Origin of the sequence: Pseudomonas simiae, assembly GCF_000934565.1 — a bacterium.
Lineage (GTDB): Bacteria > Pseudomonadota > Gammaproteobacteria > Pseudomonadales > Pseudomonadaceae > Aquipseudomonas > Aquipseudomonas simiae.
Genome location: NZ_CP010896.1, coordinates 3,809,383 through 3,825,367, shown reverse-complemented (window position 1 = coordinate 3,825,367; position 15,985 = coordinate 3,809,383). Strand labels below are relative to the sequence as shown.

At 62.0% G+C, this 15,985-nt stretch carries 14 protein-coding genes; 6 read left to right on the top strand and 8 right to left on the bottom strand.

What is annotated here, in order from left to right; genetic code table 11:
* Positions 1–93 precede the first annotated feature (93 nt).
* From ercA to PF1751_RS17095, 3 genes are all read left to right on the top strand, one after another.
* Positions 94–1,257 carry an alcohol dehydrogenase-like regulatory protein ErcA gene (gene ercA / locus PF1751_RS17105; protein WP_010209365.1) on the top strand — a complete coding sequence of 388 codons (1,164 nt, stop codon included), beginning with the start codon at positions 94–96 and terminating at the stop codon, positions 1,255–1,257.
* Complete coding sequence (locus PF1751_RS17100; protein ID WP_021492841.1) at positions 1,241–2,611, top strand: ATP-binding response regulator; 1,371 nt, start codon at positions 1,241–1,243, stop codon at positions 2,609–2,611. The genes ercA and PF1751_RS17100 overlap by 17 nt, the downstream gene beginning before the upstream one ends.
* A gap of 79 nt (positions 2,612–2,690) precedes the next feature.
* Positions 2,691–4,169: a DASS family sodium-coupled anion symporter gene (locus PF1751_RS17095; RefSeq protein WP_010209367.1), complete on the top strand. Its 1,479-nt coding sequence runs from the start codon at positions 2,691–2,693 to the stop codon at positions 4,167–4,169.
* A 184-nt stretch (positions 4,170–4,353) separates the two neighbouring features.
* Here PF1751_RS17095 and PF1751_RS17090 read toward each other — a convergent pair whose 3' ends face one another.
* Entirely contained in the window at positions 4,354–5,142 is a 789-nt protein-coding gene (locus PF1751_RS17090) for an SDR family NAD(P)-dependent oxidoreductase (RefSeq protein WP_010209368.1), read from the bottom strand.
* 177 nt (positions 5,143–5,319) lie between these two features.
* On the opposite strand from PF1751_RS17090, the gene PF1751_RS17085 reads away from it, so the two are divergent.
* The 3 genes from PF1751_RS17085 (at position 5,320) to PF1751_RS17075 (ending at position 8,809) form a co-directional block, all read left to right on the top strand.
* Positions 5,320–5,907, top strand: coding sequence for a TetR/AcrR family transcriptional regulator (locus PF1751_RS17085; RefSeq protein WP_010209369.1), 588 nt, complete (start codon positions 5,320–5,322; stop codon positions 5,905–5,907).
* Positions 5,908–6,023: 116 nt separating this feature from the next.
* On the top strand, positions 6,024–7,667 hold the full coding sequence (locus tag PF1751_RS17080; protein ID WP_042572092.1) for an MFS transporter: 1,644 nt from the start codon (positions 6,024–6,026) through the stop codon (positions 7,665–7,667).
* Positions 7,664–8,809, top strand: a complete 1,146-nt coding sequence (locus PF1751_RS17075) for an HlyD family secretion protein (RefSeq protein ID WP_010209371.1) — start codon at positions 7,664–7,666, stop codon at positions 8,807–8,809. The genes PF1751_RS17080 and PF1751_RS17075 overlap by 4 nt, the downstream gene beginning before the upstream one ends.
* 110 nt (positions 8,810–8,919) lie before the next feature.
* Here PF1751_RS17075 and PF1751_RS17070 read toward each other — a convergent pair whose 3' ends face one another.
* From PF1751_RS17070 to PF1751_RS17040, 7 genes are all read right to left on the bottom strand, one after another.
* Complete coding sequence (locus PF1751_RS17070; RefSeq protein ID WP_031291169.1) at positions 8,920–9,780, bottom strand: aldose 1-epimerase; 861 nt, start codon at positions 9,778–9,780, stop codon at positions 8,920–8,922.
* The gene (locus PF1751_RS17065) at positions 9,780–11,060 is read right to left on the bottom strand and encodes a TRAP transporter large permease (protein WP_021492835.1); all 1,281 of its coding nucleotides are present in this window, start codon (positions 11,058–11,060) and stop codon (positions 9,780–9,782) included. The genes PF1751_RS17070 and PF1751_RS17065 overlap by 1 nt, the downstream gene beginning before the upstream one ends.
* A 1-nt stretch (position 11,061) precedes the next feature.
* The gene (locus PF1751_RS17060; protein WP_010209377.1) at positions 11,062–11,589 is read right to left on the bottom strand and encodes a TRAP transporter small permease; all 528 of its coding nucleotides are present in this window, start codon (positions 11,587–11,589) and stop codon (positions 11,062–11,064) included.
* A 64-nt stretch (positions 11,590–11,653) separates the two neighbouring features.
* Positions 11,654–12,616: a TRAP transporter substrate-binding protein gene (locus PF1751_RS17055; protein ID WP_010209378.1), complete on the bottom strand. Its 963-nt coding sequence runs from the start codon at positions 12,614–12,616 to the stop codon at positions 11,654–11,656.
* 51 nt (positions 12,617–12,667) lie between these two features.
* Positions 12,668–13,543 (bottom strand): SMP-30/gluconolactonase/LRE family protein, encoded by an 876-nt coding sequence (locus PF1751_RS17050; RefSeq protein WP_044287401.1) that lies wholly within the window; start codon positions 13,541–13,543, stop codon positions 12,668–12,670.
* Positions 13,544–13,546: 3 nt separating this feature from the next.
* A complete protein-coding gene (locus tag PF1751_RS17045) occupies positions 13,547–14,371 on the bottom strand; it encodes an NAD-dependent epimerase/dehydratase family protein (RefSeq protein WP_010209382.1) in 825 nt (274 codons plus the stop codon).
* 232 nt (positions 14,372–14,603) lie between these two features.
* The gene (locus PF1751_RS17040) at positions 14,604–15,866 is read right to left on the bottom strand and encodes an OprD family porin (RefSeq protein WP_010209383.1); all 1,263 of its coding nucleotides are present in this window, start codon (positions 15,864–15,866) and stop codon (positions 14,604–14,606) included.
* Positions 15,867–15,985 lie beyond the last annotated feature (119 nt).

The following is a 15,985-nucleotide window of genomic DNA, read 5'->3' as shown; positions in this document are numbered from 1 at the left end:
GGTATTGGGAATGACCCTTTGGTCTGATTGCATTCGCCCCGGAATGGGTTAGTGTGAAGCGCATCTACCAAAATAATAACAACAGGCTTTCCAATGAGCCCCAATCTGAGCCTCCTGCGTAAATTCGTCTCGCCTGAAATCATCTTTGGTGCCGGCTGTCGGCATAACGTCGGTAACTATGCCAAGACCTTTGGCGCGCGCAAGGTGTTGGTGGTCAGCGACCCCGGGGTGATCGCCGCCGGTTGGGTCGCCGATGTGGAAGCCAGCCTGCAAGCCATCGGCATCGACTATTGCCTGTACAGCGCCGTGTCGCCCAACCCGCGCGTTGAAGAAGTGATGCTCGGCGCCGAGGTGTACCGCGAAAACCACTGCGACGTGATCGTGGCCATTGGCGGCGGCAGCCCCATGGACTGCGGCAAGGCCATCGGCATTGTGGTCGCCCATGGGCGCTGCATCCTCGAGTTCGAAGGCGTGGACACCATTCGTGTGCCGAGCCCACCGTTGATCCTGATCCCCACCACCGCCGGCACGTCGGCGGATGTCTCGCAGTTCGTGATCATTTCCAATCAGCAGGAACGCATGAAGTTCTCCATCGTCAGTAAGGCGGTGGTGCCGGATGTGTCGCTGATCGACCCGGAAACTACGGCGAGCATGGACCCGTTCCTGTCCGCCTGTACCGGCATCGACGCGCTGGTGCATGCCATCGAGGCGTTCGTGTCTACCGGCCACGGCCCGCTGACCGATCCCCATGCGCTGGAAGCCATGCGCCTGATCAACGGCAACCTGGTGCAGATGATCGCCAACCCCGGTGACATTGCCCTGCGCGAGAAGATCATGCTCGGCAGCATGCAGGCCGGCCTGGCGTTCTCCAATGCAATCCTCGGCGCGGTGCATGCCATGTCTCACAGCCTCGGCGGGTTTCTCGACCTGCCCCACGGGCTATGCAACGCAGTGCTGGTGGAGCATGTGGTGGCGTTCAACTACAACTCGGCGCCGGAGCGCTTCAAGGTGATCGCCGAGACCTTTGGCATCGATTGCCGGGGCCTCAGCCATCGGCAGGTTTGCGCGCGGCTGGTGGAGCATCTGATTGCACTGAAGCACGCCATCGGCTTTCACGAAACCCTCGGTTTGCATGGGGTGCGCGTGGCGGATATTCCGTTCCTGTCCCGGCATGCGATGCACGACCCGTGCATCCTCACTAACCCGCGCGAGTCCAGCCAGCGTGACGTCGAGGTCGTGTATGGCGAAGCGCTCTGAAGATCAGCAACAGGCCCTGGCCGGGCTGCTGGGCCTGGGCAATCACTCGGCGCGCAAGAGCCACTACCCGGAACTCACCGCGCGTCTCGACGAACTGGAGGCCGAGCGCAACCGCTATATCCGTCTCAACGATGAGCTGGAGCAGCGCGTGGCGGTGCGCACCGATGAACTGCTGGAAGCCAACCGTAACCTGCAACAGCAGATTGCCCAGCGCGAGCAGGTCGAGCAGGAGTTGCGCGATGCGCGCGACGCCGCCGAGGCTGCCAACCGCAGCAAGGATAAATACCTCGCCGCCGCCAGCCACGACCTGCTGCAACCGCTTAACGCGGCGCGGTTGCTGATCTCGACCCTGCGCGAACGCAACTTGCCCAGCGTCGAGCAGGTGCTGGTGGAACGTACGCACCAGGCCCTGGAAGGCGCCGAGGATTTGCTCACCGACCTGTTGGATATTTCGCGGCTCGATCAGGCGGCGGTCAAGCCCGACGTGGCGCTGTATCGCCTGGATGAGCTGTTTGCGCCGCTGGTCTCGGAGTTCCAGTCGGTGGCGCTGGCGGCCGGCCTCAACCTGCGCGCGCGCACCGGCCATTATGCGATTCGCACCGACTTGCGCCTGGTGACGCGAATCCTGCGCAACTTCCTCAGCAACGCCTGCCGCTACACCGACGAGGGCTGCATCCTGCTCGGCGCACGCCGCCGTGGCGATTGCCTGCGCCTGGAGGTGTGGGACACCGGGCGCGGCATCGCGGCCGACCGGCTCGACGCGATCTTCCTTGAATTCAACCAGCTCGATGTCGGCCGTGCTTCGGACCGCAAAGGCGTGGGGCTGGGCCTGGCGATTGTCGAGCGCATCGCCGAGATCCTCGGCTACCCGGTGGCGGTCCGTTCGTGGCCGGGGCGTGGCTCGATGTTCAGTATCGAGGTGCCCATCAGCGAGGAGATGCCCCTGGCGATCAGCCAACTGCCGGTGCTACCGACCACGGGTAACCCGCTGCCGGGGCGGCGCCTGCTGGTGATCGATAACGAGGTGAGCATCCTCGACAGCATGCGCGCCCTGCTGGCGCAGTGGGGCTGCGAGGTGATCACCGCCACCGACCAGGCCGGGGCGTTGCTGGCACTGCAGGGCAGGGCGCCGGAGTTGATCCTCGCCGACTACCACCTCGACCACGGCGTGGTGGGCTGTGCGGTGGTCAAGCACCTGCGCGAGCATTTCGCACAGAACATCCCCGCCGTGATCATCACCGCCGACCGCACCGACCAGTGCCGTCGCGTGCTGCGCCGCCTGGACGCGCCGTTGTTGAACAAACCGCTCAAGCCCGGCAAGTTGCGGGCGGTATTGAGCCAGTTATTGACCTAGGATCTTGATACCCGTCAACACCCGTTGCGGCGCTTTGCCCCATGCTGCGGGCCTGATTCAGAGCCCGACGGAGCCCGCCATGAACGCCCCCGCAACAACCGCAGCATCCTTCAAGTTGCCCCTGGGCCTGGTGATCGGCGTACTGGTGATGGTCGGCGTGCTGCTGTTGCCGCTGCCCGCCGACCTGCCGGTAGCCGGGCAGCGCATGCTGGCGATCCTCGCGTTTGCCGTGGTGGTGTGGATCACCGAGGCGGTGTCTTATGAAGCCAGCGCGATCATGATCACCTCGCTCATGGCGTTTTTGCTCGGCACGGCGCCGTCGCTGCAAGACCCCACGCACCTGATCGGCTCCAGCCCGGCCATCAGCATGGCGCTCACCGGCTTTTCAAATCCGGCGCTGGCGCTGGTGGCAGGCGCGTTGTTCATCGCGGCGGCAATGACCCACACCGGCCTGGACCGGCGCATCGCCCTGGTGACCCTGACCCGCGTCGGCACCAGCACCCGCGGCATTCTGCTGGGGGCGATTGCGGTGACGATCCTGCTCAGTCTCGTCGTCCCCAGCGCCACCGCGCGCAGCGCTTGTGTGGTGCCGATCATGATGGGCGTGGTCGCAGCGTTCGGCGTGGACAAACGCTCCAATATCGCCGCCGGCCTGATGATCGTGGTGGCCCAGGGCACCAGTATCTGGAACGTCGGTATCCAGACCGCCGCCGCGCAAAACCTGCTGACCGTGGGCTTTATGGATAAGATGCTCGGCCAGCGCGTGTCGTGGATCGACTGGCTGATCGCCGGCGCGCCGTGGGCGGTGATCATGTCGGCGGTGTTGCTGTTCCTGGTAATCAAGCTGTTACCGCCGGAAACCGACAGCATCCCGGGCGGCAAGGAGGCCGTGGCCCAATCCCTGGTAGACATCGGTCCGATGACCGGGCCGCAGAAACGTTTGCTGACAGTGTCGGTGCTGTTGCTGTTGGCGTGGGCGACGGAAGGGCGCCTGCACCCGTTCGACACCACCTCGACCACCTACGCCGGGCTGGTGTTCCTGCTGCTGCCGGGGGTTGGAGTGATGACCTGGAAGGACGTGCAATCGCGCATTCCATGGGGCACCGTGATTGTGTTCGGCGTTGGGATCAGCCTTGGTACGGCGCTGCTGACCACTCAGGCCGGGCAATGGCTGGGCTCCCAGGTGGTGGCGCACACCGGCCTTGATCAGGTCGGGCCGCTGGGGGTGTTTGCGATCCTGGGGGCGTTTCTGATTGTGATCCACCTGGGCTTTGCCAGCGCCACGGCGCTGACTTCGGCGCTGTTGCCGATCCTGATTGCCGTGCTGCAGACCTTGCCGGGGGAGTTCAACCGGTTGGGCATGACCATGCTGTTGGGGTTTGTGATGAGCTACGGGTTTATCCTGCCGATCAATGCGCCGCAGAACATGGTGTGCCTGGGGACCGGGACGTTTACGGCACGGCAGTTCGCCAAGGTGGGGATTTTGGTGACGTTGATCGGGTATGGGTTGATGTTGGTGTTTGCGGCGACTTACTGGAGTTGGCTCGGTTGGATCTGATTGGGAATGCGTTTCTGGGTGCACAGGAGATCCAATGTGGCAGGCGGCTGAATCTCCGACTTAGCGCTGTCGCACAGCAAACTGGAAGCCCCAAAACCAGCCACTGCGCAATATCGGGTACACCGCATTCGTCCTGCATTGGGGGCGCTTCGCACCCCAACAGTTCTTATGGTTCGCGTGACTATCACACCTTGGCTTGATAGCGCTCGGCGACGGCCGATTGGCGGATCTCTGACAGCAAACCTTGGCGGGCGGCCTGCAGAGCATCCCAGCGGGCGGCGTCTTGCAATGGCGGAATGGTCACTGGCTCGCGACGATCAAAACCGACCAGCGCAGCATCGACCAGCTCGTCCACGCTCATGATTTCGCTCAGGGTATTGATGTCGATGCCCGCGCGATCCCAGATTTCCGTGCGGGTGGCGGCTGGCAGGACAGCTTGCACGTAGACGCCTTTGGGTGAGAGCTCAAGGCTCAGCCCCTGGGATAGAAACAGCACAAACGCTTTGGTTGCACCGTAGACGCTCATGCCGAATTCCGGTGCCAGCCCCACCACCGAGCCGATGTTGATAATCGCGCCGCTACCGGCGTGTGCCAGGCGTGGCGCGATGGCGCTGGCAAGTCGCACCAAGGCGGTGGTATTGAGCGCGACCAGGTTGGTAACGCTGTCGATGGATTGCTCGATGAAGCTACCGGAGAGGGCGGCGCCCGCATTGTTCACCAGGATGCCGATACTGGCGTCATCACGCAGGCGTGCTTCGACGCTGGTCAGATCGCTGGTTTGAGTCAGGTCGGCCTGGATCACGTCAATGGAAACCGCGTGTTTCTCACGCAGCCGCGAGGCCAATGCGTCTAGCCGGCCTTTGTCGCGGGCAACCAGCACCAGGTTATGCCCACGCTGGGCAAAACGCTCGGCGTAGGTCGCGCCAATGCCTGTTGAGGCGCCGGTAATCAGTACGGTTTCTGGGGTGCTCATAAGTAGATGCTCTTGAGTGTTCAGGATGGTCAGAGACGGCGATCCGCGCCGTACCGTCGCAGAGACATGCGCTGGTGGTTTTATGATGTCGATCATAATCAAAGCTGTCAACAATTTTGATTATGACCGACATCAGAGTATAGTCAGACCATTGTTCAGGAGTTCCAGGGGCGCGAAATGAAGATCACCAAAACGCAATCACTCGCCAACCGAGCGCATATTGTGGAGACGGCGTCAGAGCTGTTTCGGGAGCGTGGCTATGATGGTGTGGGTGTGGCAGAACTCATGGCGACTGCGGGTTTTACCCAGGGAGGCTTCTATAAACACTTCGGCTCCAAAGCCGACTTGATGGCCGAAGCGGCCGAAAACAGCCTGGCAAAGTCCCTGTCGAGTACGTGCGATCTCGACGTGCCGGGATTTGTAAACCTGTACGTGTCCAGGGATCACAGAGACGGCAGGGGAGAGGGGTGCACCCTGGCAGCCCTGTGTGGTGACGCCGCCCGTCAGTCGGATGATCTGAAGGCGACCTTTGCCAGTGGCGTTGAAAATACGCTGGCAGCCCTTGAGGACAAGTACACGGCGGGTGTGGATGTCACCCGCCAAGAGGTCCGCACGAAAATGATCAACCTGCTGGCCCACGCAGTCGGTGCGGTCATGCTGTCGCGGGCGTGTCCGGATGACTCGGAACTCGCGGATGAGATCCTGCAAACGTGCCGCGCTGAGATAATCGCATCGCTGCCATCGAGTAAAGAAAACAGCGCATGAGTGGCAAGATGGGCGTTAACCGATGCGCCCAAGATGGCAAGATGAACCCCGCTCAGGTTTACTACTCTGAGTAATGGTTTTACCGACGTCACCCGTCGGGTCATCTAGGTCATCGAATGGATAAATACACCCCCCACACCTGGGAACCCCACGAGCGCCCGAGCCTGCCCGGTTCGCCGTCGACGCCGTGGCACCCCACCCACAAGCGCTGGCTGTATGCGCTGGTGGGCGTGCTGGTGGCGATCACCGGTGGCCTGGGCAACGCGCTGGTCATCGCCAACCTGCAATACCTGCAAGGCGCCCTCGGGGCGACCACTGCGGAAATGGCCTGGCTGCCCGCCGCCTATGTGATGACGAACGTGTGCATGAACCTGCTGCTGGTGAAGTTTCGCCAGCAATTCGGCTTGCGTGCGTTTACCGAGGTGTTCCTGGTGCTCTACGCGCTGGTGACCTTCGGCCACTTGTTCGTCAACGACCTCAACTCGGCCATCGCCGTACGGGCGGCCCACGGCATGGTCGGCGCCGCGCTGAGTTCGTTGGGCTTGTACTACATGATCCAGGCGTTCCCGGCCAAGTGGCGGTTGAAGTCGCTGGTACTGGGGTTGGGCACCGCGCAACTTGCTTTACCCTTGGCGCGCCTGTTCTCCGAAGACTTGCTGCAAATTGCCGAGTGGCGTGGTCTGTACCTGTTCGAGCTGGGCATGGCACTCATCTGCCTGGGTTGCGTGTTCCTGCTTAAACTTCCACCCGGCGACCGCTTCAAGACGTTTGAAAAACTCGATTTCCTCACCTTCGCCATCCTCGCCAGCGGCGTGGCCCTGCTGTGCGCGGTGCTGTCCCTGGGGCGCATAGACTGGTGGCTTGAAGCCCCTTGGATCGGCATTGCCTCAGCCTGTTCCCTGGTGCTGATCATGGCGGGCCTGGCCATCGAACATAACCGCGCCAATCCGATGTTGATGACCCGTTGGCTGGGCAGCGGTGTGATGATCCGCCTGGCGCTGGCGGTGATCCTGATTCGCATGGTGCTGTCCGAGCAGTCCACTGGCGCGGTGGGGTTCATGCAGATGTTGAACATGAGCTACCAGCAGATGCACACCCTTTACGTGGTGATGCTCGCCGGGGCGATTGCCGGGTTGGTGGTCAGTGCCTTGACCATCAACCCGGCGCACCTGTTGATGCCGCTGGTAATTTCCCTGGCGCTGATGGCCACCGGCTCGGTGATGGACAGTTTCTCCAGCAACCTCACGCGCCCGCAGAACCTGTACATCAGTCAGTTCCTGCTAGGCTTCGGCGGAACGTTCTTCCTTGGCCCGACCATGGTATTGGGCACCAAGAACGTGCTGACCAACCCGCGCAACCTGGTGAGTTTTTCGGTGATGTTCGGTATCTGCCAGAACCTCGGCGGCTTGATTGGCGCGGCGTTGCTGGGCACCTTCCAGATCGTGCGCGAGAAGTATCACTCCAGCATGATCGTCGAGCACCTGACCCTGCTCGACCCACGTGTGGCCGCACGGGTGCAGAGCGGTGGCTCGGCCTACGGCGGCGTTGTCGCCGACCCGGAACTGCGTAACCTCATGGGCATCCGCAGCCTGGCCACCGCGGCGACCCGTGAGGCCAATGTCATGGCCTACAACGATGTGTTCATGCTGATCGCGATTATCGCGATCCTGACCATGATCTGGATCTTTATCCGCAGTCTGTGGCTGATGAGCACCACTAAAGCAGCCACTCCCGTTCAACCCAGCGGCGCACCTTCATGACCGAATCGACCACCACGACCACCAACGCCATCGCCGCCACCCCGGAAGGCACCACGCCGCCCGGCGCCACGGTCACCGAGCCGCGCTCACTGCGCGTGCGCATCCTCTCGTCCCTGGGCTTTGCCGCGATTGCCATCGTCGGGGTGCTGATCGTGCTGTATGCCTGGCAATTGCCGCCGTTCAGCAGCGCGGTGGAAACCACCGAGAACGCCCTGGTGCGTGGCCAGGTGACCATCATCGGCCCACAGCTCAGCGGCTATGTGTTCGAAGTGCCGGTGCAGGACTTCCAGTACGTCAAGGCCGGCGACCTGCTGGTGCGCCTGGATGACCGCATCTACAAGCAGCGCCTCGACCAGGCGCTGGCGCAACTGGCGGTGCAGAAGGCCGCGCTGGCCAATGTGGTGCAGCAACGCAACAGTGCCGAAGCCACCATCAAGCTGCGCCAGGCAGCCTTGGCGGACAGCCAGGCCCAGGCGCGCAAGAGCACCGCCGATTTGCGCCGCAATGAAGAACTGATCAGCGACGGTTCGGTGTCCAAGCGTGAGCTGGACGTAACCCGCGCGGCCAACGCGCAGACCATCGCCGCCGTGGCGCAAGCCCAGGCCAGCCTGGAAATCGCCCGGCAGGACCTGCAAACGGTGATCGTCAATCGCGGCTCCCTGGAAGCGGCGGTGGCGAGTGCCGAGGCGGCGGTGGAGTTGGCGCGTATCGACCTGTCCAACACCCGCATCACCGCGCCGCGCGATGGTCAGCTCGGGCAGATTGGTGTGCGTCTGGGGGCCTACGTCAACTCCGGCGCACAGTTGATGGCGCTGGTGCCGCCGCAGTTGTGGGTAATCGCCAATATGAAGGAAACCCAGATGGACAACGTGCAGGTCGGCCAGCCGGTGACCTTCACGGTGGATGCACTGAACCATCGCAAATTCCATGGCACGGTGCAGCATATTTCCCCGGCCACGGGGTCGGAATTCAGCCTGTTGCAGGCGGACAACGCGACGGGCAACTTTGTGAAGATTGCCCAGCGCGTGCCGGTAAGGATTACGGTGGACCCGGACCAGGCCGAGAGCGAGCGGTTGCGGCCGGGGTTGTCGGTTGTCGTGAGTATCGATACCGCCGGCCGCCTCAAAAACTCACCACCTTGAGCATGGCGCTGATCCCTGCACGAGCGAGCTTGCTCGCGAAGATCGTCAACGATAACGCGGGGCGCCTGATGCCCGCGTTGCCCTGAGGTTTTTCGCGAGCAAGCTCGCTCCTACAGGGGGGTGTATTTCAGGTTGAAATTGAGTTGGACCGACTGATTGTGTTCCAGCAGTTTCAGGCCCGGTCGTCCCGCCAGGTGATGAGCGTTCACTGGATGACTCACCGGCTCGACGCAAAAGAACCCCAGCCCCGGCGGGCAGTACAGCAGGAAGTAGTCGGCCCCGCTGGCCTGGCATTCCAGCGCATAGCCCAGGTCCGGCTGTTCGATCCGGCAGTACCCATCCCACTGGCAAAAGCCGTTGTCCACCAGGCCTTCGGGCAGGGTATTCAATACCTGGAAATCCCATTCGCCCGGCACCAGCGTCAACCCGGTCGGCAGCTTGGACGCGTCACTCATCCACACCTGCGCGGCCCTGGCCTGCAACCGGGTACCTGGCCGGCGCGGAAAGTATGGATGCAAGCCCACGCCATGCCACGCCGCTGTTTCGGCCAGGTGTGTCACCCGCAGCTCGATACTCAACGCCCCGTCGTTCAAGCGAATCCGCTGCTCGGCGCGATAGGCAAACGGCGTGTCACAGCGCACTTCCAGCACCACTTCATCCGCTGTGTGGCTGACCACCTGCCACGCCTGCTGCCAGGCCGAACCATGAATCGGCAGCGGGTCGGTCAGGCTGTTGGGCGTGAGCGCGAGCCAACCGTCGGGGTTGTCGAAACCGCCGTGGGCAATACGGTTGGACCAGGGCACCAATGGATAGCACCCCAGCTTGCCCGGCAAACCGGTATCGATCGCCTGCTGATCGTTATGGCGCAGCAACGGCTGCCCGGAGGCGCGCACCGTCCAATTGACAAGGCTGCCTCCCGTGGCTGGCGCGAGGGTGAGGTGGGTCAGGTTGTCCTGCAGTTCAATCAGCATCAGAGCACCACGCTTGGCAGCCACAACGACAGCGCCGGAATGTAGGTCACCGCCATCAGCACCAGGAACAGCACGCCATAAAACGGCAGCAGCGCTTTCACGGTCTTCTCGATACTGACCTTGCCCACCGCCGCGCCCACGAACAGCACCGCGCCCACCGGCGGGGTGATCAAGCCGATACCGAGGTTGACCAGCATGATCATGCCAAAGTGCACCGGGTCGACGCCGATACCCAGCACCACCGGCAGCAGGATCGGCGTGAGGATCAGGATCAACGGCGCCATGTCCATCACCGTGCCGAGCAACAGCAGCATGGCGTTGATGCACATCAGGATCACGTAGCGGTTGTCCGACAGGGTCAGGAACAGCGTGGTGATCTTCGCCGGGATCTGCATCAGGGTCATGATGTAGCCGAAGCTGGCGGCGAAGGCGATCAGGATCATCACAATGGAAATGGTGCGCACCGTGCGGTGCATCAGCTTGGGCAGCTCGCTCCATTTGTAGTCGCGGTAGATGAACATGGTCACGAAAAACGCCCACAGCACCGCAATTGCGGCGGACTCGGTGGCGGTGAAAATACCCGAAAGGATACCGCCGAGGATGATCACCATGGCCATCAGGCCCCAGAGCGCATCGGCGCAGATTTTCAGCGCCTGCTTGAGCGGGATGACTTCACCCTTGGGGTAGTTGCGCTTTTTCGCGAAGATCAGGCACAGCACCATCAGGCACGCGCTCATCAACAACCCAGGCACCACGCCGGCCATGAACAGCGAGGCGATGGACACCGTGCCGCCCGCCGCCAGGGAGTAGAGCACCGAGTTATGGCTGGGCGGGGTCAACAGCGCCTGCACCGAACCGCTGACGGTCACCGCGGTGGCGAATTCACGCGGGTAGCCACGGCGCTCCATTTCCGGGATGAGCACTGAGCCGACCGAGGCGGTGTCCGCCACCGACGAGCCGGAAATCGCGCCGAAAAACGTCGAGGCCATGATGTTCACCAGCGACAGGCCACCGCGCACAAAGCCCACCAGCACGCCGGCAAACGCGACCAGCCGCCGTGACATGCCACCTTCGGCCATGATCGCGCCAGCCAGCACAAAGAACGGAATCGCCATCAGCGAAAACTTGTTCACGCCGCCAGCCACCTGGATCATCAGGGCCTGGAACGGGATATCGATCCACCACGCACCGATCAGCGCTGACAAGCCCAGGGCGTAGGCCACGGGCATGCCGATCAGGATCAAGGCGATAAAGCTGCCCAACAGAATCAATGCGTCCATATCAGGCAGCCCCTTCGCTTTCTTCAACCAGGTCGAAGCGCACGACCCGACGGTTGCTCTGATCACCGAGCAAGAGTTTCTCCACCACGAAAATCAAGGTCAGCAGCCCGCCAATCGGGATCGGCATGTAGGTGATGCCCACGCGCAGGGTAGGAATCGCACTCATGAACTGGTTCCAGGTGGACAGGCACAGTTTGGTGCCCCAGATAGTCATGAACAGGCAGATGGTGCCCATCAGCAATTGCGAAACGACGCCGATGATCTGGCGTTGGCGGGGCGGCAGGCGGTCGGTGACCATGGCCACCGACATATGCGCGCCGGCGCGGTAACTGGCGGCGGCGCCGATAAAGGTGAACACCAGCATCAGCAGGATGGCGGTGGGCTCCGGCCAGCTGGAGCCGGTGCCGAGGACGTAGCGGGCGAAGATGCCCCAGGGGATGATCAGCGCGACTCCCAATACCGAGAGGCCGGCGACCCAGATACAGGTCATGTAGATGCGGTCGTTGATGCGCAGCAGTAAATTCTTCATGGCGTTCACCGTAACCGGGCGCGTCGATGCCGACCGCGCCGGGCCTTGCTAGAGAAGGAGGGCGTTACTGAACGGCGTCGATACGCTGGATGATGTCGGCGTACGCCGCCCCGTACTTGGCGCGAACCGGTGCGGTGGCGTCATAGAAGGGTTTTTTGTCGACGGTGATGAACTCCACACCGGCGGCCTTGAGCTTGGTTTCACTGCTGGCGGACTTGGCGTCCCACAACACACGCTCGTCAGCCTGGGCGGCCTTGGCGGCTTTTTTCACCATATCCTGTTGCGCGGGGGTGAGTTTGTTCCAGGTGATTTTTGACATCACGATGGGCTCGGGCAAGATCAGGTGCTCGGTGAGGGTGTAGTACTTGGCGTTCTGGAAATGGTTGTGCTCAAGCAGGGTCGGCGGGTTGTTTTCCGCGCCGTCGATCACGCCGGTCTGCAGGGCGCTGAAGATCTCGCCGGTGTCCATGGCGATGCCATTGGCCCCCATTTCATTGAACGCTTCGATGAACAAGGGGTTGCCTTGTACGCGGATTTTCATGCCCTTGAGGTCTTCGATCTTGCGCACGGGTTTCTTGGTGTAGAGGTTGCGCGTGCCGCCGTCCATCCAGGCCAGGGCGACCAGGCCGAATTCGGAGTCGGTGATCTTGGCAAGGATTTCGTCGCCGATCTCGCCGTCGATGACTTTGCGCATGTGCGCCTGGTCACGGAACACGAACGGCAGGTTGAACACGTTCACGTCCGGCACCACCGGGCCGACGATGCCCAGGCTGACGCGGGTCATCTGGATGGCACCGACTTGCGCTTGTTCGACCACTTCTTTCTCGGACCCGAGGACACCGCCTGGGAAATACTTGAAGGTCAGTTCGCCGTTGCTTGCCTGGGTCAGGGCCTTGCCCATGTTCTCTTCAGCAACGACGGTGGGGTACCCGGCGGGGTGGATGTCGGCAAATTTGATTTCCAGCGCATGGGCGGCGCTGCTGAGGGCGAAGCATGCGGCGGCGAGCAAGGTGCGTTTGAAGTCCATGGGAGGTCTCTCCTGTCTTGTTATTGTTGTATTCAAGGCACAGCGATGCAGCTAGAGGGTGAACGTGGGCTCCGGCAATCCGACAACGCCGGGGTTGAGGGCGAACACGCCGCCGGACAGTGACTGTTCACTCTGGTCATCGCGGATCGAGGTGACGAACAAGGTGTCCAGGCGACTGCCGCCAAACGCGCACATGGTGGGTTTTTTCACCGGTACGGTGAGGGAACGATCGAGGCGACCGTCGGGGTTGAAACGGTGGATCAGCCCGGCGTCGTTGGCGCAGATCCAGTAGCAGCCATCGGCATCCACGGCGGCGCCGTCGGGGCGGCCGAGGTGCTTGTGCATATCCACGAACACGCGGCGATTGGAGGGCGTGCCGGTGTCGATGTCGTAATCGAACGCCCAGATCTGCTGCACCAGCGGGTGTGAGTCCGAGGCATACATTGTGCGGCCATCGGGGCTGAAAGCCAGGCCATTCAAGGTGATAAAGCCGTCCAGTTGCGCATGGGGCGCCGCACCTGATGTGTAGCGATACAGGGTGCCCTCGGCTGCATTCAACCCCATGTTCAGCACCATGCTGCCGGCCCAGAATCGGCCCTGGCGGTCGCAGCGGCCGTCGTTCAGGCGCATGTCCTGGCGTGGGTGCTCGACAGCCGCCAGTAGCGTGGTGTCGAGGCTGCCGTCGTTGTGCGGGGTGAGCTGGAAGAAGCCGGTTTCCATGCCGGCGACCCAGTTGCCCGCATCGGTGCGGGCGATGCAGGCAAGCATCTGCGGGGCTGTCCAGGCGGCCACGTGGCCGGTGGCGGCGCTCCAGCGTTGCAGGCCACCCTTGGGGATGTCCACCCAGTACAGGGCGTTTTCCCCAGGCACCCACACCGGGCATTCACCCACGGCATTGCGCGCGTCGACAATCAATTCAGCGTTCATGGGTCAATCACCGAACGGGCCGGCCGCGCAGAACGCGCCGCCCTGGTAGACCTTGGCCGGGTCATTGTCGGACACCGGTGGCTGGGTTTCGACCTGGGCACGGAACACTTCGGAGCTGTCCTTTGGCGCAAAGCCCAGGTGGGCGGCGTAGCGGTTGTCCCACCAGGTGTCGAGGTTATCCGACATGCCGTAGACCACGGTGTGCCCGACGTTGGGGGTGTACAGCGCGCGCTCGAGCAACTGAGTCAGGTCGTCGAAGCTCAGCCACGTGTGCATCATCCGACGATTCTGCGGTTCCGGGAACGACGAGCCAATGCGGATGCTGACGGTCTCGATGCCATAGCGATCAAAGTAGAAGCTGGCCATGTCTTCGCCGTAGGACTTGGACAAGCCGTAGTAGCTGTCCGGGCGGCGAGGGGAGTGGGCGTCGAGTTTTTCACCTTGCTTGTAGAAGCCGATCACGTGGTTGGAACTGGCGAAAATCACGCGCTTCACACCGTGGCGGCGCGCGGCTTCATAGATATGAAAAATGCCGCTGATGTTCGCGCCGAGCACTTCTTCGAAAGAACGCTCCACCGAGACGCCGCCGAAGTGCAGGATCGCGTCGACGCCTTCCACCAGGTGGTGCACGGCTTGTTTGTCGGCGAGGTCGCAAGGTTGCACTTCTTCGGACGCGTCGGCAGCCGGGGCCATATTGGCGATGTCCGACAGACGCAGTACCTGGGCATAAGGGCGCAGGCGCTCGCGCAGGACCTTACCCAGGCCGCCAGCGGCACCGGTGAGCAGCAGGCGGTTGAATGGAACGGGCGTGGTTGGGGTAGTGGTCATGAGGGTTCCATTGTTGTTGTAGGTTGTCGTATGACTATGCCGAAGTATCGTTAGGGATTCCCTTGGTTGTCAACGTCCTTGCGGTCAGGTGATGGCCGGAAATGTGGGAGCGGGCTTGCTCGCAAATACAGTGTGTCAGTCGACTCATCCGCGGCGGATGTAGCGCATTCTCGAACAAGCCCGCTGCCACAGGGGTATGCGTTGACGGGAAGTTTCCGCTCGATCCGAAACCCTACAGCAGTGAGATCGGGTAGCTGATAAAGAGGCGATTTTCATCGAACTCGTTATTGCTGAAATCCCGACGCATGGTCGAATTGCGCCAGCGCACATTCAGATCCTTCAGTGCGCCGCTTTGCACTGTGTAGGCCAGTTCCGACTCCCGACCCCATTCCTTGCCATCGGTGATTGCCCCGGTGTGTACGTTACTGCCGCTGATATAGCGGTTCATCAGGGTCAACCCCGGAATGCCCAGTACCACGAAGTTGAAGTCATGGCGCACCTGCCAGGATTTTTCCTTGGCGTTATCGTAGCTGGCGTTGTAGCTGTCGTTGGCCAGGGTCCCGCCGCTGGTGCCGTTGACCCGCATCCACACGCTGTCACCGGTGAGTTTCTGCAGGCCCACATAGAAAGTGTTGCCGTTGTATTTGGCTGAGAGCAGGGCGAAAGCGGTTTTGTTGTCGAGGTCGCCGGCCAGGGCGCTGCCGTCTTCCTTACCGGTGAAAAAACCGAGGTTGGCGCCCAGGGTCCAGTCGCCGACAGGTTGGCTGTGGGTCAAGTTGAAATACTGCTGCTGGTAGATGTCGCTGAGTTCGGCGTACCACACACCGACCTGGGTGCGTTTGTCGTTGAAGCTGTATTCGCCGCCACCGAAGTTGAAGCGGTCGGAGGTGAACGCGGCTTTGCCGTTCATGAACATGTCTTCCATGCTCGCATCGTTGCGCGGGCTGTTACCGCGAAACTGCCCGCCGTAAAGCGTCAGGCCGGCGATTTCATTGGAGGTGACCTGGCCTCCGCGGAAGGTCTGGGGCAGGGAGCGGCCGTCGTCGGAGCGCAGGATCGGCAGCACTGGCATCCATTCGCCGACCTTCAATTCAGTCTTCGATAATTTGGTTTTCAGCGCCACGCCAAGGCGCCCGAAGTTATCGGCCGGGCGGCCATCGCTGTGGATCGGCAGCAACTGCGTACCGCCGGTGCCTTTACCGCCATCGAGCTTTTGCGAATACAGGCCCAGCACATCAATGCCGAAGCCCACCGTCCCTGTGGTGTAGCCGGACTTGGCGTCGAGAATGAAGTTCTGCGTCCATTCTTCGGCCTTGCCCTGGGGGTTGGTCGGGTTGGTGAAGTTACGGTTGAAGTAGGCGTTGCGCAGGTTGAGCGTGGCCTTCGCGTCTTCGATAAAACCGTCGGCCTGAACGCTGAGGGGGAGGGTAAATGCCAGGCTGCCGAGACCGAGGAGGCCGATACATGAGGACGAATTGCGGGCGAATTGACTCACAGTGGAACTCCCTTTTTTGTTGTTTTTATTATTTGTCATACGTCGTCGTACAACATTGAGCGGGATATTTGCGAGGTTTTCGAGGGCTGTCAAGCAGAAGTTATACGATGACTCGGGGC

Coding starts and splice junctions, on each gene's coding strand:
- ercA (WP_010209365.1), top strand. CDS start 94: ATGAGCCCCAATCTGAGCCTCCTGCGTAAATTCGTCTCGCCTGAAATC.
- PF1751_RS17100 (WP_021492841.1), top strand. CDS start 1,241: ATGGCGAAGCGCTCTGAAGATCAGCAACAGGCCCTGGCCGGGCTGCTG.
- PF1751_RS17095 (WP_010209367.1), top strand. CDS start 2,691: ATGAACGCCCCCGCAACAACCGCAGCATCCTTCAAGTTGCCCCTGGGC.
- PF1751_RS17090 (WP_010209368.1), bottom strand. CDS start 5,142: ATGAGCACCCCAGAAACCGTACTGATTACCGGCGCCTCAACAGGCATT.
- PF1751_RS17085 (WP_010209369.1), top strand. CDS start 5,320: ATGAAGATCACCAAAACGCAATCACTCGCCAACCGAGCGCATATTGTG.
- PF1751_RS17080 (WP_042572092.1), top strand. CDS start 6,024: ATGGATAAATACACCCCCCACACCTGGGAACCCCACGAGCGCCCGAGC.
- PF1751_RS17075 (WP_010209371.1), top strand. CDS start 7,664: ATGACCGAATCGACCACCACGACCACCAACGCCATCGCCGCCACCCCG.
- PF1751_RS17070 (WP_031291169.1), bottom strand. CDS start 9,780: ATGCTGATTGAACTGCAGGACAACCTGACCCACCTCACCCTCGCGCCA.
- PF1751_RS17065 (WP_021492835.1), bottom strand. CDS start 11,060: ATGGACGCATTGATTCTGTTGGGCAGCTTTATCGCCTTGATCCTGATC.
- PF1751_RS17060 (WP_010209377.1), bottom strand. CDS start 11,589: ATGAAGAATTTACTGCTGCGCATCAACGACCGCATCTACATGACCTGT.
- PF1751_RS17055 (WP_010209378.1), bottom strand. CDS start 12,616: ATGGACTTCAAACGCACCTTGCTCGCCGCCGCATGCTTCGCCCTCAGC.
- PF1751_RS17050 (WP_044287401.1), bottom strand. CDS start 13,543: ATGAACGCTGAATTGATTGTCGACGCGCGCAATGCCGTGGGTGAATGC.
- PF1751_RS17045 (WP_010209382.1), bottom strand. CDS start 14,371: ATGACCACTACCCCAACCACGCCCGTTCCATTCAACCGCCTGCTGCTC.